General features: G+C 69.1%; 26 protein-coding genes. 6 read left to right on the top strand and 20 right to left on the bottom strand.

Features of this window, described 5'->3' with window-relative positions:
* Positions 1-11: 11 nt before the first annotated feature.
* From ACWEKS_RS04345 to ACWEKS_RS04320, 6 genes are all read right to left on the bottom strand, one after another.
* Positions 12-377 carry a hypothetical protein gene (locus ACWEKS_RS04345; protein WP_452338738.1) on the bottom strand — a complete coding sequence of 122 codons (366 nt, stop codon included), beginning with the start codon at positions 375-377 and terminating at the stop codon, positions 12-14.
* Positions 378-460: 83 nt separating this feature from the next.
* Positions 461-1582, bottom strand: coding sequence for a tRNA 2-thiouridine(34) synthase MnmA (gene mnmA / locus ACWEKS_RS04340; protein ID WP_364613386.1), 1122 nt, complete (start codon positions 1580-1582; stop codon positions 461-463).
* Positions 1583-2803: a cysteine desulfurase family protein gene (locus tag ACWEKS_RS04335; RefSeq protein WP_452338737.1), complete on the bottom strand. Its 1221-nt coding sequence runs from the start codon at positions 2801-2803 to the stop codon at positions 1583-1585.
* A gap of 288 nt (positions 2804-3091) precedes the next feature.
* A complete protein-coding gene (locus ACWEKS_RS04330; protein ID WP_452338736.1) occupies positions 3092-4744 on the bottom strand; it encodes an alkaline phosphatase family protein in 1653 nt (550 codons plus the stop codon).
* Between the two features lie 75 nt (positions 4745-4819).
* Entirely contained in the window at positions 4820-5617 is a 798-nt protein-coding gene (locus tag ACWEKS_RS04325) for a murein transglycosylase (RefSeq protein ID WP_452338735.1), read from the bottom strand.
* A 46-nt stretch (positions 5618-5663) separates the two neighbouring features.
* Positions 5664-6944, bottom strand: a complete 1281-nt coding sequence (locus ACWEKS_RS04320; protein ID WP_452338734.1) for a hypothetical protein — start codon at positions 6942-6944, stop codon at positions 5664-5666.
* Between the two features lie 791 nt (positions 6945-7735).
* Here ACWEKS_RS04320 and ACWEKS_RS04315 point away from each other — a divergent pair.
* From ACWEKS_RS04315 to ACWEKS_RS04295, 5 genes are all read left to right on the top strand, one after another.
* A complete protein-coding gene (locus ACWEKS_RS04315) occupies positions 7736-8563 on the top strand; it encodes a helix-turn-helix domain-containing protein (protein WP_452338733.1) in 828 nt (275 codons plus the stop codon).
* 262 nt (positions 8564-8825) lie between these two features.
* Positions 8826-9017, top strand: a complete 192-nt coding sequence (locus ACWEKS_RS04310) for a hypothetical protein (protein ID WP_452338732.1) — start codon at positions 8826-8828, stop codon at positions 9015-9017.
* Between the two features lie 296 nt (positions 9018-9313).
* Entirely contained in the window at positions 9314-9910 is a 597-nt protein-coding gene (locus ACWEKS_RS04305) for a TetR/AcrR family transcriptional regulator (RefSeq protein WP_452338731.1), read from the top strand.
* 65 nt (positions 9911-9975) lie between these two features.
* Positions 9976-10611 (top strand): glyoxalase, encoded by a 636-nt coding sequence (locus ACWEKS_RS04300; RefSeq protein WP_452338730.1) that lies wholly within the window; start codon positions 9976-9978, stop codon positions 10609-10611.
* A 104-nt stretch (positions 10612-10715) separates the two neighbouring features.
* Positions 10716-11180 carry a phage tail protein gene (locus tag ACWEKS_RS04295; protein WP_452338729.1) on the top strand — a complete coding sequence of 155 codons (465 nt, stop codon included), beginning with the start codon at positions 10716-10718 and terminating at the stop codon, positions 11178-11180.
* A 64-nt stretch (positions 11181-11244) separates the two neighbouring features.
* Here ACWEKS_RS04295 and ACWEKS_RS04290 read toward each other — a convergent pair whose 3' ends face one another.
* The 12 genes from ACWEKS_RS04290 to ACWEKS_RS04235 all read right to left on the bottom strand — a co-directional run bounded on the left by ACWEKS_RS04290 (position 11245) and on the right by ACWEKS_RS04235 (position 22115).
* Complete coding sequence (locus tag ACWEKS_RS04290; protein WP_452338728.1) at positions 11245-11385, bottom strand: hypothetical protein; 141 nt, start codon at positions 11383-11385, stop codon at positions 11245-11247.
* A 228-nt stretch (positions 11386-11613) separates the two neighbouring features.
* Positions 11614-12258, bottom strand: coding sequence for a class F sortase (locus ACWEKS_RS04285; protein ID WP_452338727.1), 645 nt, complete (start codon positions 12256-12258; stop codon positions 11614-11616).
* A complete protein-coding gene (locus ACWEKS_RS04280) occupies positions 12255-13313 on the bottom strand; it encodes a hypothetical protein (RefSeq protein ID WP_452338726.1) in 1059 nt (352 codons plus the stop codon). The genes ACWEKS_RS04285 and ACWEKS_RS04280 overlap by 4 nt, the downstream gene beginning before the upstream one ends.
* Before the next feature lie 245 nt (positions 13314-13558).
* Positions 13559-14185, bottom strand: coding sequence for a VOC family protein (locus tag ACWEKS_RS04275; RefSeq protein ID WP_452338725.1), 627 nt, complete (start codon positions 14183-14185; stop codon positions 13559-13561).
* Between the two features lie 75 nt (positions 14186-14260).
* A complete protein-coding gene (locus tag ACWEKS_RS04270) occupies positions 14261-15214 on the bottom strand; it encodes a lysophospholipid acyltransferase family protein (protein WP_452338724.1) in 954 nt (317 codons plus the stop codon).
* 6 nt (positions 15215-15220) lie between these two features.
* Positions 15221-16069, bottom strand: coding sequence for a GNAT family N-acetyltransferase (locus tag ACWEKS_RS04265; RefSeq protein WP_452338723.1), 849 nt, complete (start codon positions 16067-16069; stop codon positions 15221-15223).
* A gap of 308 nt (positions 16070-16377) precedes the next feature.
* Positions 16378-17508, bottom strand: coding sequence for an S-adenosylmethionine:tRNA ribosyltransferase-isomerase (locus tag ACWEKS_RS04260; RefSeq protein ID WP_452338722.1), 1131 nt, complete (start codon positions 17506-17508; stop codon positions 16378-16380).
* A complete protein-coding gene (locus ACWEKS_RS04255; protein ID WP_452338721.1) occupies positions 17505-18194 on the bottom strand; it encodes an SDR family NAD(P)-dependent oxidoreductase in 690 nt (229 codons plus the stop codon). Before ACWEKS_RS04255 ends, ACWEKS_RS04260 begins: the two co-directional genes overlap by 4 nt.
* 69 nt (positions 18195-18263) lie before the next feature.
* Entirely contained in the window at positions 18264-19025 is a 762-nt protein-coding gene (locus ACWEKS_RS04250; protein ID WP_452338720.1) for an ABC transporter permease, read from the bottom strand.
* A complete protein-coding gene (locus tag ACWEKS_RS04245) occupies positions 19022-20044 on the bottom strand; it encodes an ABC transporter ATP-binding protein (RefSeq protein WP_452338719.1) in 1023 nt (340 codons plus the stop codon). Before ACWEKS_RS04245 ends, ACWEKS_RS04250 begins: the two co-directional genes overlap by 4 nt.
* A gap of 79 nt (positions 20045-20123) precedes the next feature.
* On the bottom strand, positions 20124-20741 hold the full coding sequence (locus ACWEKS_RS04240) for a PadR family transcriptional regulator (RefSeq protein ID WP_452338718.1): 618 nt from the start codon (positions 20739-20741) through the stop codon (positions 20124-20126).
* A 78-nt stretch (positions 20742-20819) separates the two neighbouring features.
* Positions 20820-22115, bottom strand: coding sequence for an NAD(P)/FAD-dependent oxidoreductase (locus tag ACWEKS_RS04235; RefSeq protein ID WP_452338717.1), 1296 nt, complete (start codon positions 22113-22115; stop codon positions 20820-20822).
* 112 nt (positions 22116-22227) lie between these two features.
* On the opposite strand from ACWEKS_RS04235, the gene ACWEKS_RS04230 reads away from it, so the two are divergent.
* Positions 22228-23088: a LysR family transcriptional regulator gene (locus ACWEKS_RS04230; RefSeq protein WP_356997904.1), complete on the top strand. Its 861-nt coding sequence runs from the start codon at positions 22228-22230 to the stop codon at positions 23086-23088.
* 10 nt (positions 23089-23098) lie between these two features.
* On the opposite strand, the gene ACWEKS_RS04225 is transcribed toward ACWEKS_RS04230, so the two are convergent.
* Both ACWEKS_RS04225 and ACWEKS_RS04220 read right to left on the bottom strand, forming a co-directional pair.
* Entirely contained in the window at positions 23099-23590 is a 492-nt protein-coding gene (locus tag ACWEKS_RS04225) for an SRPBCC family protein (RefSeq protein ID WP_452338716.1), read from the bottom strand.
* On the bottom strand, positions 23587-24372 hold the full coding sequence (locus ACWEKS_RS04220; RefSeq protein WP_452338715.1) for an SDR family NAD(P)-dependent oxidoreductase: 786 nt from the start codon (positions 24370-24372) through the stop codon (positions 23587-23589). The genes ACWEKS_RS04225 and ACWEKS_RS04220 overlap by 4 nt, the downstream gene beginning before the upstream one ends.
* Positions 24373-24437: the final 65 nt, after the last annotated feature.

The following is a 24437-nucleotide window of genomic DNA, read 5'->3' as shown; positions in this document are numbered from 1 at the left end:
GCCGCGCGAGGTCACTCGTCGGCATCGCCGCGTTCGGTGCGGCTGCTCGAATTCGTGTACCAATCCCAGCAGGTCACGTTGACGAACCAGTCCCAGGTTTTGCCCGCCCGCTCGGCCGCGTCGCCGGGCCCGGTCGCGGGGCGGCCGCGCTCGGCATACGGTGTGACCTTGACGACCACGCCGGCCCGTGCCCGACTGCGGCCGGCGCCGTGCGCCGCGTCCGTTTTCCCGTCCGGGCCGGGTTGCGGCTCGCCGGGCCGGAATTCGCCGGTGTCGGTGCGGGCGATCTGCTCCGGCGCGGCGCTGCCCGCGGCGTTCCGGCCGAGCCTGGCCCGCCCCGGCGCGCGGCGCGGGCGCAGGCGCAGTGGCTGCGGCATTCCGGTGCGCCAGACGACCCGGGAGGTCGATCGAATCTGCGCCGCTACATATGATTTCGCGCGTCCGCGCGTGTGGCGGTCGCTCACCGGGCGCTATCCGAGACCAGTTCGCTTGCGTACGAATGAGGTTCGCGTTCGGTGCCGGAGATGGTGCCGCTGCCCAGCACCTCGTCCCCCGCCGGGTCGGGGCGGTAGAGGACCACGGCCTGGCCGCGGGCCACACCGGTGAGCGGTGCGCGCAGCCGCACCACCAGACCGCCGTCAACGGCCTCGGCGACGGCCGGGGCGATGCCGCCGTGGGCACGCACCTGGGCCACGCATTCCACGGGGCCGGAAGGACTTTCACCCGAGGTCCAGATGGCGCGGTCGGCGCGCACCGTCCATACCTCGAGGTCCTTGGCCGAGCCCACGTGCACGGTGCCGGTGTCCGGGTCGATGCCGGTTACATAGCGCGGCTTGCCGTCGGCGGCAGGGCCGGGCAGGCCCAGGCCCTTGCGCTGGCCGATGGTGAAGCCGTGCACGCCCTCATGGTCGGCGAGCTTGGTGCCGTCGGCGTCGAGCACCGCGCCGGGGCGGATGCCGATCTTGGCGCCCAGGAAGGCCTGGGTGTCGCCGGAGGGGATGAAGCAGATGTCGTGGCTGTCGGGCTTGCCGGCCACCGCCAGCCCGCGCTCGGCGGCCTCGGCGCGGATCTGCGGCTTCGGGGTGTCGCCGACCGGGAACATGGCGCGCGAAAGCTGTTCGGCGGTAAGGACGGCCAGCACGTAGGACTGGTCCTTGTCCTCGTCCACGGCCCGGCGCAGCACGCCGTCCGCGAGCCGCGCGTAGTGCCCGGTGACGACGGCGTCGAAGCCCAGGGCCACCGCGCGGTCGGCCAGCGCCGAGAACTTGATCTTCTCGTTGCAGCGCAGGCACGGGTTGGGGGTCTCACCGGCGGCGTACGCGGCGACGAAGTCGTCGATCACGTCCTCCTTGAACCGGTCGGCGAAATCCCAGACGTAGAACGGGATTCCGAGCACGTCGGCCGCCCGCCGGGCGTCACCGGCGTCCTCCTTGGAGCAGCAGCCGCGCGATCCGGTGCGCAGCGTGCCCGGGTTCGCCGACAGCGCCAGGTGCACGCCGACCACCTCGTGTCCGGCGTCCACCGCGCGGGCGGCCGCCACGGCGGAATCCACGCCACCACTCATCGCGGCAAGTACTCGCATCTAGAAGCCTCCCTTCGCTCCGGCCAGTCCGGCCGCCTTCGCCCGTTCCACCACCTGCGGCAGCACTGCCAGCAGGGCATCGATATCGGCGTCGGTCGAATTGTGTCCCAATGAGAATCGCAGGGATCCGCGCGCCAGCGCCGGTTCCACGCCCATGGCCAGCAGCACATGGGAGGGTCCGGCCACACCGGCATTGCACGCGGATCCGGTCGAGCATTCGATCCCGGCGGCGTCCAGCAGCATGAGCAGCGAGTCGCCCTCGCAGCCGGGGAACGTGAAGTGGGCGTTGCCCGGCATGCGCTGCGCGCCGGTCGCCCCGTTGAGCACCGCGTTCGGCACGACGGCGCGCACGCCCTCGATGAGCCGGTCCCGCAGCCGCTCCAGGTCCATCGCGCGCACGGCCAGGCCGGCCACGGTCTCGCGAATCGCGGCGGCCAGGCCGGCCGCCGCGGGTACGTCCGAGGTGCCCGAGCGCAGATCCCGCTCGTGCCCGCCGCCGTGCAGCAGCGGCACCGCGGGCACCTGCCGCCCCAGCAGCAGCACGCCCGCGCCGTGCGGCCCGCCGACCTTGTGCCCGGCGAAGCTGGCCGCGGCCAGCCCGCTGGCGGCGAAGTCGATGGGCAGCTGCGCCGCGGCCTGCACCGCGTCGCTGTGCATGGGCACGTCGAATTCCTGTGCCACCGCGGCCAATTCCTGGATCGGCTGGATGGTGCCGACCTCGTTGTTGGCCCACATGACGCTCACCAGTGCCGTCTCGGCGGCGTACTCGGCCAGCGCGTCGCGCAGCGTGCGCGGCGAGACGATGCCCTGGGCATCGCACTCCAGCCACGTGATGCGCGCGCCCTCGTGCTGCTCGAGCCACTCCACGGTGTCCAGCACCGCGTGATGCTCCACCGCGCTCACCAGGATCCGGTTCCGCCGCGGATCGGCGTCACGCCGCGCCCAGTAGATGCCCTTGACGGCGAGATTGTCGCTCTCGGTCCCGCCCGAGGTGAAGATCACCTCCGACGGCCGCGCCCCCAGCCCCGCCGCGATCGACTCCCGCGCCTCCTCCAGCACCCGCCGGGCGGCCCGCCCGGACCCGTGCAATGACGACGCGTTCCCCGTCATCCCCAGCGCAGCACACATCGCCTCGACAGCGACCGGGAACATGGGTGTCGTGGCCGCGTGATCGAGGTAGACCGTCTGGGCACCGACCGGACCCGGGAAAGCCGACTTCATGACCGTCCAAGGATAGCCGCCACCGTCGAGACGATATTCCCGCCATGCCCGCAGCAGCTCCCGCCCCCATCGTCGCGACCACCGCGCCCGCACGCTCCGCCTCCACTCCCGACGCCGGCCTCCCGCCGCCGACCGCCCTGCTCGAGTCCTCCATCAAGGCCACGAATCGGCGACGGGCCGGGTTCGCCCGCGTCCCGCCCGGTCCGTTGGTTCACCCGTGCGGCCGGGTGCGGAACGGCCCGCCGGGGCGGACCGGCGGGCCGTTGCGGTCGTGTGATCCGAATCGGATCAGCCCAGGTTCGGCAGTTCACGCACGCCGTGGGCCTTGGCGGCATCCAGCTTCTGCGGGTTCTCGTCCAGCAGCTTCAGGATGGTCGGGGCGATCTGGGTGGTCTGCACGGCGTCGGTCACGACCGTCTTCTTGGCGCCCGGGCCGGAGACGATCAGCGGGACATTGCGGTCGGCCGGGTTCGCGCCGCCGTGTTCGGCGATCTTGCCCTTGCCACCGGTGTAGACGGTGCCGACCTGTGCGACGCCGACCAGGTCGGGGTGGCGGGGGTCGTTCTCCGGGGCGCCCAGGTACGAGGCGGCGTCGGCGCCGGCGTGCACCTCGGTCAGGCCGGACTTGGTGTACGCCTTCGGGTTTCCGCTGATGTCGTTGCCGGTGCCGTTGTTGGCCAGCAGCCACTGCTTGGCGAAATCGGCGGCGGCCTGCGAACGGTCGTTCAGCCACAGCAGCATGGCGTCGTCGTTCACGCTGAAGGCGACCAGGTCCTTGGTGGCCTCGGGGTGCTTGGCCTTCCAGGCGGCGTTGAGGGCGGTCATGATCGGGCCGTCGTCGATGCGGGTCAGGTCGCTCGGCTTGGTGGGCGACTGGCCGTGCTTGGCGGAGACGATGACGGTGGTGTTCTTGTCCTCGCCCTTGGTCTTCAGCTCGCCGAGCAGCTTGCCCAGCTGGCCGTCGACGTAGTCGAGCGCACCGGACAGCAGCGCGCCGGGGGTCACGCCGTCGGCCTGGTAGCCACCGGTCATGCCGTCGGAGGTCGGCAGCTTCTGCGCGACGGAGACGGTCTGGAAGTTCATGCCGAAGACGGCCGGCTCACCGACCTGCTTGGTGTGGCCGTGGTCGTAGCCGTCGATCTCGTTGAGGACGGCCTGCACCTTGTAGCCGTCGTACTGCTGGGTGGACTTGTCGTCCTTGGTCCAGTCCTGGCCCGCGATCGGGGAATTGGAGTTGATCTCGGGGGTGAAGAGGTCGTCGATGGCGTTGCCGGCCTTGCCCTCGAGGATCGAGTAGGCGGGGTGCTTGTCCGACCAGGCGGTCAGCTTGCCCGCGGCGTGCAGGACGTCGAAGACCGAGTTCACCTGGAGGTACTGGCTCGGGTAGACCGGCTTGCAGGTGGCCGGGTCGACCGGCATGGCCGCCGGGTTCAGCAGGGAAGCCGGGTTGCCCGTCATGCCCAGGATGCTGCCCGGCAGGCCCGCCAGGCCCTGGCCGGCATCGATCGAGTTCTGGTTCTTGTCCATCGCCTCGGTCATCGCGACCTCGGCGCCCTTCGGGGTGTGGGCGCAGTCGGTGGTGCCGGCGGGCAGCAGGTCGCGATTGAAGGTGTCGTCGTAGTAGACGCCCGACTGTCCCGCGGTGGCGCCGGTGAACTGCGCGACCATGCCCGGGAAGGAGTCCGACGGGTTGGTGGTCTGCGCGTTGGTGTACTCGGCGCCGTTGTTCGCCAGCGAGGCCAGCGCGGAGTTCGGGTGCTGCTTGACGTACCACGCCAGGTCCGCCTGGTGCATTCCGTCGATCGAGATCAGCAGCACGTGGTCGGCGTCCTTGCCCTGACCGGTCTTGCCGCCGGGGGCGGCATGGGCGATACCGGCGCCGGTACAGACCAGCGCCACCGCACCGGCGGCAGCGGCGACCCGAATGCTCTTGCGGGACATGAATTCCTCCTGATCACGCGACACCGAACTCTGGTGTCACGGCGTTTTGCGGATGAAGTGATCGAAAGACAGCGGTCAGGCGTCGTAACCGGTTGCGGCAGTGCGTACTTGGCCGACATAGACCGAGGAGTGGTTGTAGGCGAGGATGGCCTGCCGCCAGCCCGCGGCGGTGGCCAGATCGCCGCCGGCGGCACACAGGTAGCGGCCCGCGGCCAGCGCGGCGTCGTCGATATTGTCCGGGTTGCCCGACAGGTCGCCGGTGGCAACGGGTTTGGCGGCCTCGAGCGCATCGGCGAGGGCGCGATAGTCGGCACCGGCGCGAACGCCCCAGTGCTTCCAGGTGTCCGGGATGAATTGGAACGGGCCCATGGCGCGGGCGTAGACGGTGCGTCCGGCCCGGGCGGTCGAGGCGGGATCGAGGATGACGGCATTGCCGCCCGTGCCGTTGAGGGCCACACCGCGGATCGGCGGCTGCACCAGGCCGTCGGCCGCGATGGTGGCGCCGCCGAAACGGGCGTGATCGCTTTCCACGCGGGCGATCCCCGCCAGCGTGGTCCAGCCGAGGTGGCAGCCGGGCTGGGCCTTCGCCAGCACGACCGTGGCGTATCCGTACGCCTCCAGCGCGCGGAGCGGGATGCCGTCCTTGTCGGCCCGTGGGCGAGCCCACTCGCGGAGCTGGTCGAGCTTGTTGTCCATCGCGTCGAGCCGGATTTTCGGGATCGGGCCGCCGGAGCCCGGAGGAGCGGGTTCCGGCGCCCGGCCCGGCCCTGCGGCACACCCGGCCACGGTGAGCGCGACCGCGGCGATGAACAGGGGCAACCGAGCCCCGCCCAGGCCCCGGCCACCCGTGCCGGGCACGTACGAATTCGTCATGGTTCCGCGAAATTCACTGGTGCGAACAAGGTTTCGTTCCGTACGCCTAGCCGCACGGGTGAGGGGCGGGCGGGGGTACCGGCGTTTTGGATGCCGGGGGCGTGGCCGGCTTCGAGGTCGCGGGCACCGGGGGCTTCGAGGTCGCGGGCACGGGCGGCTTCGGCGCCGGGGCGGCCGGTGGCACGGGCTGCGGCTTCGCGGTCGGCGGATGCGCGAGGGTCGCGGATGCCAGCGGCTGCATCGGATTCCGCGGCGGCGTTGCGATGCAGTGGGGCGAGGTCGGCGGCGGGGCGGTCGTCGTCACCGGGGCGGGCGTCACCGCGGGCGTGGTCGTCACGGGAACCGTGGTCGTCACCGGCGATGTCGTCGTGGGTGCCGTGGTCGTCACCGGCGATGTCGTCGTGGGTGCCGTGGTCGTGGCGGCCACCGGAACCGTCGTCGTTGTCGACGGGGGCGTGGTGACCGGAGCCGTGGTGGTGACCGGAGTTGTGGTGGTGACCGGAATCGTGGTGGTGGACGGGACGGCAGTGGTCGTCGTCGAGGGGTCGGTGGTCACCGTGACCGTCGTTGTGGTGGTGGCAGGGTCCGATGTGGGAGTCACCGACTGCGAAACGGTTTGCCCCGGATCGGAAGACTGATCCGCCTGGAACGAGAGGGTCGCGCTCGCGTCGATGGAGAGGCTGGGCGCGGCGGTCGCGGTCGGCGTGTCCGTGGTCGTGACCGGCGTATCCGTGGTCGTGGCGGGGGCGCTGGTGGTGGTATCCGGGGTGGTGGTGTCCTGGGCGGGATCCGTTGTCGCGGACGCGGGTTCGGTGCCCGGATCGGTCGCGGCGATCGGGTCGCCCGTGGCGTCGGGTGTGGAGCCGTCGGTGGGGACCGGAACGTCGCTCGGGGTCAGTGAGCTGTCGGCGAGACCGATCTCCGGCGTGGTCGACCCGGACTGCGCGGCCGTCAGATCGGCGTAGCTCTGCGAATCCGGCGCCTTCGCCGCTTCGGTCGACGCGGCACTGGTCGCCGCCGGATCGGTCCCGTGCGTTTCGGCCGCGGCGACCACGCCGACGACGAGGCTCGCCAGCGCGGCGCCGGCCGCCACCTTCGGCAGATGGCGGCGGACAGGACGCGACGCGATCAGGCGAGCCATCAGCTGCCATTTCCCCGGGGCCTCGGCGAGCTCTCCCGGGGCCTCGGCGAGCTCTCCCGGGGCCTCGATGAATTCGGTCGGCACCGCATCGACGGCATCGACGGCACCGGCATTCGGCTCGATGGCCGGTTCGGGCGTGTCCGATTCGTCCCGATCGGGTTCGTTGCTGTCCAAGGTTGTCCCCACTGTGGATTCTTTCTCCGCGATAAGTCGCCGCACCAGCGCCCGTGCGGAGGATGAACTGGATGGCCACCGGGGCCGAAATTCAAAACTCGTTATGAAACGGCTTTCTGGCGACCAAGACTGTGCAATGCACTCGGACAGCACGCAACTCAGCCCCGCACTGCGCACCACAAACCACCGGTGCCCCGCAACACAGCAGCGACAACGTGGCCGAGATCAGGCAGAAATCTTTGCGCAACAGGGGAATCGAGCACTACCGGCGGGATGGATCAACCAATCGGTACGTCGAAGGACGCAGCAGCACCCGTCGGCTGGGAAAAAGACAGCTACCACCGATCAGGCGCGCCGAGTCGCCCCCCGGCGGTTCCGCTGGAGATCACCAAATTCGTTGTGACAAAACAGGTTTCACACCGAACTCGGCACCAGAACGCGAGCTGATCGATTGACCGAGCGACACAAATTGTCACACCTTCCGTCCGAACGCCCACACCCATCGCCCGCACAACCAGGCAACGCGAGATATGAGCTTCGGAGCTCTGTTCACGTTTTTGCCCCATTACCCAAATTTCAATGAACAAACGGTGCATGAAAGGTGTCGGAAAACCGTTGGCATCAGCGAATATTCATGTTGCGAACGCTGTGATCTTTCCGACAGTGCGCCGTTTCGGCCCGTCGGGTAAAAGTTCTTCAGCGAATCCGATTCACACCGCTCGGCCGCGCAAGGCTTCGTAGGACGTTCGATAGAGAGGCTGGCCGTGCAGATCGCCGCACCGCTCCCCCACCCAGGCCAGTCGGTGTTTCCTCCGATCCCGCCCACCCAGGTCCGCCGCGGCGCCGGCCGGCTCTCGTGGGTCTGCGAGCGACCCGAGATCGGCGGATATCTCCGCCGGCAACGTGAGGCGCTGGGATTGACCCAGGAGGAGGTGGCCCTGGCCGCGTCGACCACGCTGTCGTCCCTGCGGAAGTGGGAGGCGGGCCTGCGCAACCCGAGCACCGAAGGTCTGGCGGCCTGGTGCCGCGCGCTGAATCCACCGGACTGGATGCTGCGCAAGATCGTGTCGCTCGCGCTCGGTGACATGGATACGCTGCGCACGGAACCCTGGCCCCGGACCATCGGCCGCGAGGATCTCGCTCATCTCGAATCGTTCTCCGGGCCCGCCTTTTTCATCAGATTCCCGCATTTGGATGTCGTCGCCGCCAACGGACCCGCGCGCCAACTGATTCCGAGCTTGACGCCGGCCGACCTCGGTCCGGCCCGGCCGGTCAACCTGGTCGAATGGATCATGACCGACGCCGCACGAGAACTGCTGGTCAACTGGCGCTACGTCGCCGTTCGCGTGATCCATGCCCTGCGGGTCATGGGTCCCGGCACCGTTCCGCAGCAGCGCCTCGACGAGATCTTCAACGCCTGCCATTCCCGATCGCCGAAGGACTTCAAACGATTCTTCGCCACCGACCCGGTCGAGGACGAACAGGGCGGCGACGCACTATTGGTGCGAAACCTGGAGCAGGGCACGGTCGATCGGTATACCTACCGATCCTTGCGCCCGACCCAGCCGATGCGCCCGTACGACGTCGTCCACCTGATCCGGAGCACCGCATTGCGCGATGCGGGCGCGTAGGCCGCACCGGATCGACCACACCGAACACGTTCCCGCCGCCCCCATCCCGGGGGTTCCGATCGTGCCAGACTGCGGACCACACGTGCCGATCTCGGACACCGGTGGTGCAGCGCCGGGCCGGGTGCACCAGAATTCGGTGCGGCCGACACCGACTCGCGGACCGGCCCTGGTTTTCAACGCGGTCGACCGCACACGCACCGGTACATGGGCAATGGGGTGGTGTGCGGCGCGGCCGCGACCGATCCACACGAAAGGTCGATACGTGCCCAAGCACCTGATCACAGTGGCGTCGATTGCGCTGGCGGCGGTGGCCCTCACGGGCTGCGGCAGCCACCACAGCAGTCCGCTCACCCCGCCGACTTCGACGACCTCGGTACCGGTTTTCGGCGGCGGTCAGATACCGGATGTGATCGATGTGCCGACCACCACCCCGTCCACGAGCAAGGCCCGGTGATGGCCGGGCGGTGACCTCGACCGGTTGCCGGCCGCGCCGGAGGCGACGCTCACGCCCATACAGCCGAGCCTCTGCGCGGAGAGCGCCGGGCCCTGGGCGCCGAGTTCGCTTGTCCCCATGCGAAGTCCGTTTCGGGGCACGCGAATCCGGCAGCACCTGATGAGCCACAATGGCTCGCTCCGCTCGGTCGCGGCGATACTAGCAATGGTAGAATTCGTGTCGCTGATATGCTTGGAGTCTGTAGCTAGATAACTTTACGGCCGATACGATAAGTCGATGACGATTCAGAAGACGCCATGACGATCCAGCAACGGCGGGAGCGGGAACGGGCGGCCAGGCGTCAGCTGATCATCGACACCGCACGCAGACTCGCCGAGGACGATGGCTGGGCCGCGGTGACCACGCGCCGGCTGGCCGATTGCATCGAGTACAGCCAGCCCGTGCTCTACAGCCATTTCACGAGCATGGAAGCCATCGTGGCGGCGGTGGCCGTGCAGGGCTTCGCCGAGCTGGCCGACGATCTGCACGCCACGAGTGCGGGGCGCGAGACCCCCGGGCAGCGCCTGGGCGCCCTTGCCACCGCCTATGTCGAATTCGGGTTGTCCCAGCCGGCGCTCTACGACGCCATGTTCGTCCAGGCCACCGATCTCGCCTTCGGCAGCGCCGAGGCGCCCGAGCAGTTGCGCCGCGCCTTCGACGAAATGCGCTCGGCGATCAGGGCATCCCCCGGCGACATCGATCCGGACGCCGACACCGACACCGAGGTGTTCTGGGCCGCCCTGCACGGCCTGGTGACGCTGGCGCGCAGTCACCGCCTGCGCACCGCGTCCATCGGCGTCCACCTGACGGTGCTGCTGGAGCGTTTCACCAACCTCGGAATCCACCGACCCTGAATCCGTGGCGGGATCCGTGGTCGGCACGGATGTCGCCGGACCGGCCGAAACTTAGCGTTATCGGCATGACGAACACCGCCACCACCACCGAGATCAACGTCAGCCTCGAGGCTGCCGACCCCGCCGCCACCGCGGCCGCCTATGAAGCCGCCTTCGGCCTCGGCGCCCGGCTGGCCTTCCGTCCCGCCACCGCCCCGGCGGAAGGCTTCCGCGGATTCATGCTGTCGCTGGTCGTCACCCAGCCCGGCACCGCCGACAACCTCATCGCCAGCGCGCTGCAGAACGGATTCACCATCCTGAAGCCGGCCAAGAAGAGCCTCTGGGGCTACGGCGCCGTCATCCAGGGCCCGGACGGCACCGTCTGGAAGGTCACCACCTCCCAGAAGAAGAACACCGGCCCCGCGACCCGCGAGGTCGACAGCGTCGTCCTGCTGCTCGGGGTCGAGAACGTGAAGGCCAGCAAGCAGTTCTACCTCGACCGCGGCCTCACCGTCTCGAAGAGCTTCGGCAGCAAGTACGTCGAGTTCGCGCTCCCCGACTCCCCCGTCAAGCTCGCCATGTACCCCCTCGCGGCCGCCGCCAAGGACGCCGGCGTGCCGCCGACCGGCTCGGGCCCGCACGGAATCGTGGTCGGCGGCGCCACCGCCTCGTTCGTCGACCCGGACGGCTTCGAATGGGAAGCAGCCGCGAATCGCCCGTGACGCCTTCGGGTTAGCGATCGGCCGGGCGGTCGCGACTAGGATTACCGCGGCCTGTCCGAGAGCACCGTCCGACCCGATCGGACATTCGTGTGAAGGAATTCGCCATGCCGTATGTTGTTGACTTCGTGAACGTCTCGGCCGAGGGACTGGAGTCGTCGCCGGTCGCACCCGCGCTCGCCGGATTGCGGGCGAACGAGGCCCGGTACTTCAAGAACAAGTACGACCATGTCTTCACGGTGGAGCCCGCGGAGAACGCCCAGCAGACCATCGAGTGGGTGAACCGGATCCTCGCGGAGGAGCGGTCCCTCGTCATCTCCTCGAAGCCCCTCGAGGCGACGGCCTTCCAGGTCGAGGACATTCGAATCGCCTACGTGTTCTACCAGAACGGCCTGTCGATCAATGTGATGTACACCGTCGACGACGCCAAGAAACGAGCGGTCGGGTTCAAGCTCTCCGACGGGATGGAAGTCCCCGCGGAGCTCGCCTCGCAATTCAAGTTCGCGCGGCAGAAGTCGAAGCTGGCCGGCACCATTCGCGGCTCGTACTTCGTCATCAAGGGCGAGTACTGACCCCGGTGGGCCTTACCGCCCCGCAGCCGACGAAGACCTGCGGGACGGTTCGGCCACTGCCCGATCAGCCGAACGGGTACTGACCGGCGCCGGCGTAGCCGGTGCCACCCATACCGATGATGTCGGTGAGCAGCACGAGCATTCCCTGCCCGATCGACAACGCGTCGTTGCCGATCGTTCCGAGGTTCTGCGCAAACGTCTGCATGTCCACCTCCGCTGTCGGTCGATCCGAATGGTGCGCACGGGAACGTAGCCAATCCGGGTCACCACCGGCAAGTCCGGTGTGGCGCGATCTGCCGCACCCGGATGCTCCGAAATCTGTTCTCTGCCAACAACATTGCCCAGCCTCAGCGGACGCGACAACGCGACACGCCGACATTCGGACAATCAGGGCCACAGCAGACTCACAGGACCGCGCGCGCCCCGAACGCGGCTAGGTCACCGAATCGAGGGACGAGAAGACCACCACGTTGGACTCGTAACTCTTGGCAGCCTGGTCGAACTGGCCGCCACAGGTGACCACCTGCAGCGTCGCGCCGCCGCGGGGACCGAAGACGAGCTGGTCGGGAAACTGGGATTTCAGGTACATGCGGACATCGGTGACCTTGAAGTGCGCGGTCTTGCCATCCGCGCGCTTCACATCGATCATGTCGCCCGGCTTCACCTTCTTCAGATAGAAGAAGACGCCGGTGCCCTTGTAGGAGTCGACGTGGCCGAGGATGACCGCCGAGCCCTGCTCGCCCGGCGCGGGACCCTGCTGATACCAGCCGGCCTGCAGGTAGTCGGTAGGCACCTGGACCGAGCCATCGGCATTGAGCCCCACCGCGATCAGCGACCCCGAGGCCTTGATCGAGGCGATGTCGAACGACACCGGAGTGGACCGGCTGATCGCGGCCGCCGTCTTCACCCCGGAGGCGGACGCGGCCGCGGTGGTCGTGCTCGCGGCCGAATGGCTCGCGCCGGAGGACGAACAACCGGTCACCAGGGCCAGGATGATCGCCACCACGGCGACGAGCGCACCACGCAGTGGTCTACGGATTCTCAACGCGCCCAAGGTATTTCCCTTCGCGGTGCTCACTGCGCACTCACCTGGGCAGCCATGCCGCCCGCGCCGGTTTCGGGCGCGCCCTTGGGAATCACGTAGCCGCCCGGCGGAACCTGATCGGTGACCGCCGTGCCGCCCGGGATGCCGGTGGTCGCACCGACCGGAATCGCCATGCCGTACACCGTGTCCGCACCGGCCGCGGCGGCTCCGGCCGTCACCAGATCGATGCCGCCCAGTGCGCTACCGCCGATGTCGGTGTTCCCGCCGGCCTGTACTCCGCCACCGGCATTGCCACCGATCTGCGTACCGCCACCGACCTGCACACCACCGTTGGCATCCCCGCCGATCTGCGTACCGCCGCCAACCTGCACACCACCGTTGGCATCCCCGCCGATCTGCGTACCGCCGCCGACCTGGACGCCACCGTTGGCATTGCCACCGGTCTGGACGCCGCCGCCGACCTGCACACCGCCATTCGCGTCACCGCCAACCTGGGTGCCGCCGCCGACCTGCACGCCACCGTTCGCGTCACCGCCAACCTGCGTACCGCCACCGGCCTGCACGCCACCGTTGGCATCCCCGCCGGTCTGCGTACCGCCACCGGCCTGCACACCACCGTTGGCATCCCCACCGGTCTGCGTACCGCCACCGACCTGCACGCCACCGTTGGCATTGCCACCGGTCTGCGTACCGCCACCGACCTGCACGCCACCGTTGGCATTGCCACCGGTCTGCGTACCGCCACCGACCTGCACACCGCCATTCGCGTCACCGCCAACCTGCGTACCGCCACCGACCTGCACGCCACCACCGGCATTGCCACCGGTCTGCGTGCCGCCACCGACCTGCACACCACCACCGGCATTCGCGCCGGCGCTCGGCTGGACGGACGCACCGGCATTGCCGCCGCCTCCGCCTTGGACGCCGACGCCCACGTTCACCCCGCCGGGTCCGATGCCGACGTCCACACCGAGGCCCGCGCCCGGGGCGGGCTGTGTCGTCGCGGTCGGGTCCGCGCCGGCCAGCGGCGCCCACAGTGCGACTGCGGCCGCGGCGATCACCATGACCGGGAATGTCCTAGCCGACATTTTCGAATTCGCTTCCAGACGTTGTTGTTCGGTTGCCTTCCCGTCGAACAGACGGGTTGGTGTGTTACCGACAAGTCGCCCCTGACCGCGAGAACTATGCCGTTTCAGGCGCATTTGAAACTGGACGCCTGCTCAAGCCCCTAATGCACCGAGCCCCCACCCGAAGCCCCTAATTTGCTCCACTCCACCGACCGTGCCGATGGTATTCCGGTAGGGCGGACAACCGCCCGTGGAACGGTGACGGGTCAGCGGGCGGCATGCTGGGACGTGGTCTCCCACGCGAATCCGTCCGGATCGGTGAAGGTCGCAGCGCCGCCGACCACAAGGCGGTGAGACCCGCTGCCGTCGGAGGAGACCCCGGCGTCCTTGGCCAGGGCGCGACGCTTGTACAGGGCCAGCTTCACCGGGCTCGAGCCGGTGTCGAACTCCACGTACATCGGCCCGAAGCTCTTGGCCACCGGCAGCCCGTGATCGACATAGAAGCGCTTGCTCGCGCCGATGTTCTCCACACCCAGCAGCAGCACCATGGAGTCGAAACGCTTGGCCGCCGGACCGCTGTTCTTCTTCGAGGAGGTCGCGACCTTCCAGATCGCGCCGTCCGGGGCCTGGACCACGCCGCCGTAACCCCACATCGACTTGGCCGCGGGCTTGAGCGCGGTCGCGCCCGCCGCCAGCGCGGCATCGAGATAGGCGTCGGCGTCGGCCGGCTGTGCCACCGTCAGCGAGAGCGTGTACCCGCGGAATCCAGTGCTGGGCTCCTGGGTGGCCCGGAAGCCCAGCAGCTGCGAGTCCAGCCCGAACGCGGTGGAGTAGAAGGCGGCCGCGGCGTCGATGTCCGCGACGTCGAGGGTGATGTGCTCGAGGGAAGTCATGCCGGCAACGCTACGGTCGCGCCACTGACCAGCGCTTCTCGATTCCTGATCAGTCCCGGGCCACTCGCGGGCGAGTCACTCCCCGGCGGTCGCCCGCGGTGCCTCCGCACGTCGGACCGCACCCGTGCCGACGGCCTCGAGGTGCTGGGAGCCGTGGATGACGTCGGTGAAGGCGCGGGCGACGGTGTCGCCCTCCAGGGTCTGTTCGCAGCGGCGGGCCAGCTCGTGGCGGTCGGTGCCGGGGAGCAGCTGCGGCTGCAGAGCGATCTCGGCCACGACGCCCTTGGAGCGCAGGACGCGGCGGAACGAGTCGGCCAGCGAGTCGATGCCGACGAAGCCGGGGATCGTGGACAGGTCGCCGGCGCGGTCGAGGTAGCGCAGGCGGATGGGCTGCACCGGGGTCTCGGAGTCGATGGCGGCCTGGAACAGGGCGGGACGCAGGCTGCCGTGGGCGCGGCCGCACCAGGTGGTGCCCTCGGGGAAGAAGGTGACGCGCTCGCCGGCGCGCAGGCGGTCGGCCATGGTCGTGATGACCGACGGCAGCTGCCGCAGGCGTTCGCGCTCGATCGGGATGACACGGACCCGCTTGGCGATATCGCCGAGCATCGGCCACTCGACCAGGTCGGCGCGGGCCACGAAGGACATGGGCTCGACCGCGGTGAGGGCCACGATGTCGGTCCAGCCGGTGTGGCGGGCCGCGATCAGCACACCGCCCTCGCGACGGTCCTCGGGGGCGCGGTTGTCGACGATGCGGACGCGAATTCCGCAGCAGGCCAGCAGGGCTCGCGCATAGCGGCGCTGCAGCCCGGCGCGACGGCGGCGCGGGGTGGCGTAGTGCGCGATCGGGAAGCTCAGCAGGACCCCGGCGATGCCGGCGATCCGGGCGGCCACCCGCAGCGTGCCCGCCTCAGCGGGAGCGTCGACACACGAAGGGCCGCAGGGACTGTGGGGCATCCAGGCGTGGGCGGAGGCCTCGGCCGGCGGGCACGAGAGCGATCCGGTCTCCGGGGAGAGCAGTGCGGGCATCATGGGGCATCACCGGGCATCCAGGCTGTTGGCCGCGCTCTGCAGGCGCTCCAGGTAGCGGGTGTTGATGGTCTCGAGGCCGAGCAGGGCGACGAAGTCGGCGACCGCGAAGTCCGGGTCGTGGGCGGGCTCGCCGCAGATCTGCGCGCCCAGGCGTAGGTAGCCGCTCAGCAGCGGGGGTAGCTTGGGGCGGGCGGGAGCCGCCAGCTCGTCGAGGGTGCGGCCGTCCACCACCACCGGGTTGTAGGGGCGCACATGGCGTTCCGTCTCCAGCGCGTGCTTGCGCAGCAGCATGTCGCGCACGCCGCGCACGTTCACGCCGGGCTCGTCCTCGGGCGTCATCCGCATCGGCACCGACACGCAGCCCATCACCCAGTCGTATCCGGTGAGCTGGATGTAGTGCAGGATGCCCGCCCACATCAGCGTCAGCACCGAACCGTTGCGGTGATCGGGCACCACGCAGGCGCGGCCCATCTCCACGATCCGGTGACCGACGGGATCCAGTGCGGCCAAGTCGAATTCGGTGGCGGTGTAGTACCCGCCGGCGGCGGTCACCTTGTCCGGGGGCAGCATGCGGTAGCAGCCGACGAACTGCTCGGTGAGCTCGTCGCGCACCAGCAGGTGATCGCAGTGGTCGTCGAAACGGTCGGCGTCCAGGCCGGTTCCGTTGTCGGGAATGGTGAAGCCCGGCTCATTGGCGAACACCTGGTAGCGCAGCCGCTGTGCGGCCTCGCGGTGCTCGGCATCGGAGGAGACGACCAGGGAGTACTGGGACCGTCCGGTGGTGCGGGGCGCTTCCGGGGCGGGCTTCGACGCGGCTGCCAGCAGGCTGGAATTCGACGCTGCCATGGTGGTCATGGGCTTGATCAAGCCAGTCCCAGACTGCCTTGGAGCGACCGCCGGATTACCTGCCGATGCCAGTCCGGTGAACGCGACGCAGACCGCACCGGGAGTTCATCCGACCGCCTCGCAACGTTCTCTACCAGGACAAATGCTCGTATCCCGCCGGGGTACCGGCGGCTCTGGAAGGCCGCGCGGCGAGCCCGGAAGACGTTGCGGCGAGCCCGGACCCGCGTCCGCGAGCGGTCGGCAACGCGGAAGAAATCAGCCTACGCTCCCCGGGTGAGCCTCGCATCGCGGGGGTCCGGGTCCGGAACGAGGGAGGGTCAGTTCCGGAAGAGCAGGGCGGAATCGCCGAATTCGTGCCAGAGATACCCGGAGTCGAGCGCCACCCGGTACGCCTCCCGCACCACCGCCCCGCCCGCCACGGATTCGAGCAGATGCAGATGCGAGGCGCCCGGCGCGTGCCAGCCGGTGATCAGCCCGTCCACCGCCCGCGCGGGACGATCCCCGTCGAGCACCAACTCGGTCCAACCGGCCATCGGATGCACCAGACCGTCTGCGGCGGTGGCGGTTTCGAGCGCCCGGGTGACCGTGGTGCCCACCGCCACCACCCGCCCGCCCGCCGCATGCGTGGCATTGACCAGCCGCGCCGTCATCTCCGGCACCGCGAACCGCTCCGGACTCGGCGGCTCCCCGGACTCCGGCGACGAAACCCCGGTGTGCAGCGTGATCGGCGCGAACCCCATCCCGCCCGCCACCAGCTCGGTCACCAGCGCCTCGGTGAAAGGCCGCCCTGCACTGGGCATTTCGGCACTGCCCGGCTCGAGCCCGAAGACCGTCCGATAGTAGGCGGCCGACCACCGCCCCGTGAGGTAGGAGTAGGAGATCGGGCGGCCATACCGTGCGAGCAGCGCCCGCACATCAGCCCCCGCTCTCTCGACCCCGTCGCCGTGGCCCACGGCGGCAGCGCCCCGGACCCCAACGGCAGCTGGATTCCCGACGGCATCATCATCGGACGCGGCTTCGACGTCCGCGACCCACAGGCGGTCGCTGCCGCGCAGCCAACGGGTGCGCACGGTGGCGATGTGACCGGCCGGAAGGGTAATGCGCGCACCGGGTTTCAGCGCCCGGCCGTGCCACGGCACGCCCCCGGGGTCGCGCAGCTCGACCACCCAGCCCCCGTCGCCGAGCCAGGTCGAGAAGTGCAGCACCGCGGCCGCATCGCCGTACCGTGTGTCGACCGCGGCGCTGAGCATGGCCGAATTGTTCACCACCACAAGGTCTCCGGCGCGCAGGAATCTCGGTAGCTCGCGGAACCGCGCGTGAGCGACCGTCCCGGCGTCGCAGACGAGCATCCGGACCTCGTCACGCGCCAGGCCGCGCGCCTCGGGCGGGCTGGTCGCCGAAAGCTGGTCGGGCAGCGTGAACGCGAGCTCCTCCATATCGAGGGTCATGACGCCACCGACAGTTCGGACGCGAGGTAGCGGCCGCTCGGCGGGCGCGACTCGAGCAGGTGCAGCAGTGCGGGCACAACGGTTTCCGGCTCGGGGCGATCGGAGATGTCCTCGCCCGGGAAGGCGGCCTGGTGCATCTCGGTGCGCATGTCGCCGGGATCGAAGCTGTAGATGCGCAGCTGGGGATTCTCGGCGGCGAGCACGTTGGTGAGCTGGTCCAGTGCGGCCTTGGAGGCCCCGTAGCCGCCCCAGCCCTGGTAACCGCCGACGGCGGCGTCGGAGCTGATGTCCACCACCACGCCGTCGGAGGCCCGGAGTGCGGTCAGGGTGAGCTGCAGAATCGCTAGGGGTGCAATCACATTGGTGTCGAGGACGGTGGCGAGTTCGTCCAGCGGGTAACGGTCCAGGGTCGGGAGCGGGCTCGGGCCCAGTGCGCTGGCGTTGTTGAGCACCAGGTCCAGCCGGCCGGGGCCGACGGCCTCGGCGATGCGCTCGCGCACCGCCGGGTCGGCGACATCCCCCGCGATGGCGTGCGCGCCGGTCGCGGCCCGCACTCGGTCGAGCCGATCCGCGCCGCGAGCGACGAGGATCAGCTCCCAATTCCGTTCGGCGAGCGCGACCGCGACCGCCCGGCCGAAGCCCGCCGACGCCCCGGTGATCAGGGCCCTTTTCGTTTTTTCAGGCATACAGCCATCGTGAAACCTGAACCTCTGTTCAGGTCAACAGCTTTTCGCCGACGGCGAAGAACCGCCCGGTCAGGCGTTCTCCCGGGCGAAGCTGCGGGAGGCGACCAGGATCAGCAGCAGCGAGACCACGATGGTGACGGCAGTGCCGACATAGACCTCGTGCGCCCCGAAGTCACCGCGGAACAGCGCCCGCGCCGCGTCCACGGTGTGCGAGAACGGATTCACCTTCGCGAGGTCCTGCAGCCACTTCGGTCCCACCGTCATCGGCAGCAGGATGCCCGACAGCAGCATGATCGGCACCGAGACCGAGTTCAGCAGCGAGGCCAGGGTGTCCTCGGAGCGCGCCCACAGGCCCAGCGCGTAGGACGCGGACGCCAAGCCCGCACCCATGACCGCGATCAGCAGCAGCGACAGCACCAGGCCGACCGGATTCGGCCGCAGCCCGAAGACCGCCGTGGCGACGCCGACCAGCACCAGGGCCTGCACCAGCAGCACCGTCATGTCCTTGAGCACCCGGCCCAGCAGCAGCGCGCCGCGCGAGGCGGGAGTCACCCGTTGCCGTTCGATCACGCCCGCGCGCCATTCGGCCACGATGCCGAAGCCGACGAACAATGCTCCGAACAAACCGATCTGGATGACCAGCGCCGGGGTGAGGATCTTCCACGGATCCGCGCCCGGGCCCAGTGACGGGGCGATGCCCTTCACCAGGGGACCGAACAGGACCAGGTAGATGATCGGCTGCATCAGGCCGATGATCACCCAGACCGGATTGCGCAGGTTGGCCCGGACCTGGGACCAGTAGATCAGTCCGGTGTCGCGCAGGAATGTCATGACCGGTCTCCTTCCCGGAGCGAACGCCCGGTGAGCGTGAGGAACACATCGTCGAGGCTGGGACGCTTGACCGTGAGCGAGCCGGGCGTGATGCCCTTGTCGCCGAGCGCCTGCAGCAGCGGAACCACCGCGGCGTCACCGTGTTCGACGGTGAGATGCACGAGACTCTTTCCGGCATGGCCGTTCTCGTGCCCTTCGGTGCGCAGCCGGGAGCGCAGTTCGAGCGCCTCGGCGGCGACCTCCAAGGCCAGATCGGCGCTACCGGAAGCGATTTCGAGGCTGATCACGTCGCCGGAGATGCGCCGCTTCAGCTCGTCGGGGGTGCCTTCGGCGACGATGGTGCCGTGGTCCATCACCAGGATGCGATCGCAGAGCGCGTCCGCCTCCTCCAGATAGTGGGTGGTGAGCACGACGGTGGTGCCTTCGTCGCGCAGCCGCCGGATGTGGTCCCACAGGTTGGCCCGGCTCTGCGGATCCAGCCCGGTGGTGGGTTCGTCGAGGTAGATGAGCGTGGGCCGGTGCACGAGACCGAGCGCGATGTCCACCCGCCGGCGCTGCCCGCCGGAGAGCTGCCCGCACCGGCGGCGTTCCAGCCCGTCGAATTCGAGCGCCTTGGCCAGGTCGGCCGCATTGCGCCTGGCCTCGGTCTTGGACAGCCCGAAAAGCCTTGCCTGCAGGATCAATTCGTCCTCGACCAGTTCGGTCTCGTTGGTCGATCCGCCCTGCGGCACATAGCCGATGCGGGCGCGCACCGTCCGCGGCTCGGCGCGCAGGTCGGCGCCGACCACGGTGGCCTCGCCCGCGGTGGGCGCCAGCAGCGTCGAGATCATCCGCAGGGTGGTGGTCTTGCCCGCCCCGTTGGGGCCGAGCAGTCCGATGATCTCGCCGTAGCGCACGTCGAAGTCGATACCCGTGACCGCTTGCACGTCACCGGTTTTGGTCTTGAAGGTCCGGGCCAGCCCACGGACCCGGATGACCGGGTCGGTGGGTGCGCCGCGGACGGGTGATGTCGTTTCCACGCCTCAACGGTAGAAACGACCCACCCGTATAGTCAAGCTTGACTATTAAAACTTGAGTACTTTGGCGGGAACGGCGACACTACTTCACCGGAGGCGGGACCGGGGCCCCGCCCATGGTCCCCGACCAGGCATCCAGCTCCCCGCTCTCGATCCGCCGCAGGGTCCGGCGCGACCACTCCAGATCCGCACGCACATGTGCCGCAGCAAGATTGATCGCATCGGCGACATGATGCGGCTCCGCCTCCCGCGGATCCCCGCTCCCGGCCAGAATCCGCTCCTCCTCGCGCTCGAGATAGACCAGATTCGACTCGAACTGCAGGATCCGGCTGCGCAGCGCCGCAATCACATCCGCCTTCGGCGCGTGCGGAAACAGCGACACCGTCGCGAAATACGGATGCTTGAGCTGGTCGGCCGCGAACAGCGACTCGCGCAGCATCTCGCCGAATTCCTTCTCCCCCTCCGAGGTCAGCCGATACGTGCGCCGCTCCGGCCGCGCCCCCTCCTGCCCGACACCCTCCACCGAGATGAGGCCGTCCCGCTCCAGCGTGTTCAGCGCCCCGTACACCGAGCCGGGCTTCACATTGGCCCAGTCGTCGGCATGCCAGGACAGCAATTCGCGGCGCACGTCGTAGCCGTGCACGGGCTGGAGCAGGCGCACCACCGCCAGCACCAGCAATCGAGTTGTAGGAACAGCCATAGTCGCAGGTTAACCTTGCCCCACAACGGGAACGAGCCGCCCGGCGCTATCGCCGGGCGGCTCGTTTCGTTCGTGCGGTCAGGCCGCTACCGGCGACTTCTCCGGAGTCTTTGCGGCCGAGGCCTTTTCGACCTCGTTGAAGCCGGGCCGGCCGCTGCCGATGAAGGCGACCAGCCACGACGCCACCGCGGCGAAGCGGTTGCGGAAGCCGACCAGGTAGTAGATGTGCACCGCGAGCCAGGCCACCCAGGCGATGAGGCCGGTGAACTTGATCTTGTCGTTCAGCTTGGTGACCGCGCTGAAGCGGCTGATCACCGCCATCGAGCCCTTGTCCCAGTACTTGAACGCGGTGGCCGCGGGCTTCTTGCCGCGGATGATGTCGGCGACGTGGCGGCCCTCCTGCATGGCCACCGGGGACTGGCCGGGGTAGCCGTTGAGGTAGGTCATGTCACCGATGGCGAAGATGTCGGCGTGGCCGCCCACGGTGCAGTCGGCGTTGATGAGCAGGCGGCCGGCGCGGTCGGTCTCGCAGCCGGTGGCCTCGGCCAGCACCTGGGCGAAGCCGCCGGCCTGCACGCCCGCCGACCACACCACGGTCTCGGCGGCGATGCGGCGCTCCACGCCGTCCTTGCTCTTGACGGTGACCTTGCCGTCCTCGATATCGGTCACGAAGGTGTCGACCAGCACCTCGACGCCGCTGCGCTCCAGCGACTCCTTGGCGTATTCCGACAGCCCGCCGCCGAAGGGCGGCAGCACCACGCCCGCGCCCTCCACCAGGGTGACGGTGTCCTCCTGGTGGTAATACCTCTTCGCGAGCTCCTTCAACTGACCGGCGACCTCGACGCCGGTCGCGCCCGCACCGACCACCACGAAGCTCAGCAACCGGCGGCGGGTCTCGGGGTCGGCATCCTTGGCCTGCTCGAAGACGCGCTGGATCTGCGCGCGCAGGTTGCGGGCGTCGTCGATGGTCTTGAGCGAGAACGTCTTGTCCGCGAAGTCGTCACGGCCGAAGTACGACTGGCTGGCGCCGGTGGCGGCGATGAGCTTGCCGTACCGGATCCGGCGCGGACCCTCGGCTGTCTCATAGGTGAGTACCGCATCGGCGGCGTCGATGGCGGTGACCTTGCCCAGCCGCACCTCGCCGTTCTTGTGGTTGCGCAGGATATTGGCCATGGGAGGCGCGATCTCGTCCGAAGCCAGCACACCCGTCGCGACCTGATAGAGGAGTGGCTGGAAGAGGTGCTCGGGCGTACCCGAGATCAGGACGTAACGGACACCCGACTTGTTCAACTGCTTCGCAGCGGCGAGACCACCGAAGCCCGATCCGACGATGACGACATCGGCGGTTTCGATACCCGCCTCCACGTGTTGCATGACTGCTCCCTTCCGTCATGACTAACCGTGATTCGGAACGCGGTTGTTCCAGCCGTCAGGGCGCATAATCAAGATGACTCTTATCTACGTTGATCATGAATTGGAGAATGCCGTGGAGCTGCGCCAACTGGCCTACTTCGTGGCGGTCTGTGAGGAGCTGAGCTTCAGCCGGGCCGCGAGCCGATGCTTCATCTCGCAGTCGGCTATCAGTCATCAGATCGCCCGGCTGGAACGCGACCTCGGCGTGAACCTCTTCGAACGGTCCACACGCTCGGTCGTCCCGACCGACGCGACCACTCGGCTACTTCCCCTTGCGAAGCAAATGCTCAGCCTGGAATCGGCCATTCGCGCAGCTGTGCGGGCCTCCGGGCCGCGCATTCGCTTGGCGGCCAATATGAGCTTTGCAACTAGATCGCTGTCCGCCATCGCGGGCGCGCGCGAGGCGCACCCGGGCGCGGAGATCGAATTCGTCATCAAGCCCTTCCGGCAGCGCATCCAGGCGGTGGCCGACGGCGACTGTGACCTTGCCCTCATCCGGGGCAGCGTGGACCAGCCGGGGCTGACCGTCGAGAAGCTCTGGGACGAGGATCCGGTCATCGCCACCTCCACCGCGCACCCGCTCGTCATGCGCGGCGGCGATGTCACCCTCGCGGAATTGGGTGCCTATCCCCTGCTGCTCCCGCCCGAGTCGGAGCAGGTGCTGCTCCACAACGTGGTGCGGGCCGCCTTCGCCGACCTCCCCACCGGGCCGGTCTTCGGCCCGCCCATCCCACCGGACCACACCGCCACCATGGAACTCATCAACCGGCCCGACGCCTGGACCATCCTCTACGCCGACAGCCAGACCGAGGGCATCGCCACCCTGCGGCTCACGGGGCACCCGCTGCGCATCCCGGTCTCGGCCGTCACCCGCAGCGAGGGCCGCACCTCCCCCATCGTGACCACCCTGCTGGCGGCGCTGCACTGCGCGTGACGCACCGCCTCTAACCGGGATGCGCGGCGGCGAACTCGGCGAGACCGGCCGCGAAGGACTCGAACATCGGAGTCAGCATCGACCGCACGAACCGCGCCTCGACCGGAGCGAGCGCCGGTGCCGGATCCAGATGGACCTGCCAGGTCAGGGTGCAGTGCCCGGCGTCGATCGGCGTGAACGAGATGTCCTCGATCATGCGGCGGGCCAGGGGAATCGACATGGCGTCCGCGCCGAAGGTGAAGCGCGCGGCCGGTTCCCAGGCCAGGAAGCGTTCCCGCACGGTGATCCAGCGCAGGTGGATGTCGCGGATCGCCCCCGCGGCACGGGCATTCGAGTACCAGGTGGTGGCGCGATAGCCGTTCGCCCACTCGGTCTGTCCCTCCCCCGCGGCGAGGATCTCGAAGGTGCGCGCCGCCGAGGCCGCCACCGTGCGCTCGCTGTGCAGGTGCAGGCGCATGGCTTCGATATCGCCGAGTTCGCTCGGGCGCAGTGCGAACATCATTTCGACCCCACCAGACGCCTGGTCACGCGGATGGTGGTGCGGCGGGGCAGGATTCGCGGCAGACCCGACGAGACCGCATTGGCGGTGCCGGACACGGTGCTCGGCGGCGGGTTGCGGCGATCCAGGGCCCGCAGGGCGGTGGCCACCACCTGCTGTGGCGTCTGCCGGCTGCCGACACTCGCCGCTTCGCCTGCCACATCGAAGAATTCGGTGTCGGTCGCGCCCGGGCAGACCGCCAGCGCGGTGACGCCCGACCCCTCCAGTTCGCCCCACAGCGCCTCGGTGAAGGAGAGCACGAAGGCCTTGGTCGCGCCGTAGACGGCCATGAACGGAATCGGCTGGAAGGCCGCTGTCGAGGCGATATTGACGATCACCCCGCGATCGCGGGTCACCATGGCCGGCAGTGCGGCGTGGGTCAGCTCGGCCAGCGCGGCCACATTCACCGCGATCTCCTCGCGAACCTTCCCGGCCGCATGGTCGGCCAGCGCGCCGTGGGTGGCGAAACCCGCGTTGTTGATCAGGATGCCGACGGGATGCAGCGGATCGGCGCAGACCTCGGCGACCCGGGCCACACCGGCCGGATCCGCGAGGTCCGCGGCGAGTACGCGCACCGAAACCCCGTGCGCGGCTTCCAATTCCTTCGCCAGGTCCCGCAGCCGCGGCTCGCGCCGGGCCACCAGGATCAGATCGCAGCCGCGGGCGGCCAGGGCGGTGGCGAAGGCCGCGCCGATACCGCTGCTCGCGCCGGTGACGACCGCGGTCGCCGGATACCACTCGGTCATTTCTCCTCCTAGGTGAACAGATGTTCAGCTATGTATACTTAACAGCTGTTCAGTCATCTCTGTCA

The sequence above is a fragment of the Nocardia sp. NPDC004711 genome, from assembly GCF_053601595.1.
Note: the sequence above shows the minus strand (reverse complement) of the source record. Positions and strands in the feature narration are given on the sequence as shown.

Bases quoted from the DNA above. Each gene is read 5' to 3' on its own strand.
- mnmA (WP_364613386.1), bottom strand. From the start codon at position 1,582: ATGCGAGTACTTGCCGCGATGAGTGGTGGCGTGGATTCCGCCGTGGCG.
- ACWEKS_RS04260 (WP_452338722.1), bottom strand. From the start codon at position 17,508: ATGACCCTCGATATGGAGGAGCTCGCGTTCACGCTGCCCGACCAGCTT.
- ACWEKS_RS04255 (WP_452338721.1), bottom strand. From the start codon at position 18,194: ATGCCTGAAAAAACGAAAAGGGCCCTGATCACCGGGGCGTCGGCGGGC.
- ACWEKS_RS04220 (WP_452338715.1), bottom strand. From the start codon at position 24,372: ATGACCGAGTGGTATCCGGCGACCGCGGTCGTCACCGGCGCGAGCAGC.
- ACWEKS_RS04300 (WP_452338730.1), top strand. From the start codon at position 9,976: ATGACGAACACCGCCACCACCACCGAGATCAACGTCAGCCTCGAGGCT.
- ACWEKS_RS04330 (WP_452338736.1), bottom strand. From the start codon at position 4,744: ATGTCCCGCAAGAGCATTCGGGTCGCCGCTGCCGCCGGTGCGGTGGCG.
- ACWEKS_RS04290 (WP_452338728.1), bottom strand. From the start codon at position 11,385: ATGCAGACGTTTGCGCAGAACCTCGGAACGATCGGCAACGACGCGTTG.
- ACWEKS_RS04270 (WP_452338724.1), bottom strand. From the start codon at position 15,214: ATGATGCCCGCACTGCTCTCCCCGGAGACCGGATCGCTCTCGTGCCCG.
- ACWEKS_RS04305 (WP_452338731.1), top strand. From the start codon at position 9,314: ATGACGATCCAGCAACGGCGGGAGCGGGAACGGGCGGCCAGGCGTCAG.
- ACWEKS_RS04295 (WP_452338729.1), top strand. From the start codon at position 10,716: ATGCCGTATGTTGTTGACTTCGTGAACGTCTCGGCCGAGGGACTGGAG.
- ACWEKS_RS04325 (WP_452338735.1), bottom strand. From the start codon at position 5,617: ATGACGAATTCGTACGTGCCCGGCACGGGTGGCCGGGGCCTGGGCGGG.
- ACWEKS_RS04275 (WP_452338725.1), bottom strand. From the start codon at position 14,185: ATGACTTCCCTCGAGCACATCACCCTCGACGTCGCGGACATCGACGCC.
- ACWEKS_RS04250 (WP_452338720.1), bottom strand. From the start codon at position 19,025: ATGACATTCCTGCGCGACACCGGACTGATCTACTGGTCCCAGGTCCGG.
- ACWEKS_RS04345 (WP_452338738.1), bottom strand. From the start codon at position 377: ATGCCGCAGCCACTGCGCCTGCGCCCGCGCCGCGCGCCGGGGCGGGCC.
- ACWEKS_RS04225 (WP_452338716.1), bottom strand. From the start codon at position 23,590: ATGATGTTCGCACTGCGCCCGAGCGAACTCGGCGATATCGAAGCCATG.
- ACWEKS_RS04240 (WP_452338718.1), bottom strand. From the start codon at position 20,741: ATGGCTGTTCCTACAACTCGATTGCTGGTGCTGGCGGTGGTGCGCCTG.
- ACWEKS_RS04335 (WP_452338737.1), bottom strand. From the start codon at position 2,803: ATGAAGTCGGCTTTCCCGGGTCCGGTCGGTGCCCAGACGGTCTACCTC.
- ACWEKS_RS04235 (WP_452338717.1), bottom strand. From the start codon at position 22,115: ATGCAACACGTGGAGGCGGGTATCGAAACCGCCGATGTCGTCATCGTC.
- ACWEKS_RS04265 (WP_452338723.1), bottom strand. From the start codon at position 16,069: ATGACCACCATGGCAGCGTCGAATTCCAGCCTGCTGGCAGCCGCGTCG.
- ACWEKS_RS04280 (WP_452338726.1), bottom strand. From the start codon at position 13,313: ATGTCGGCTAGGACATTCCCGGTCATGGTGATCGCCGCGGCCGCAGTC.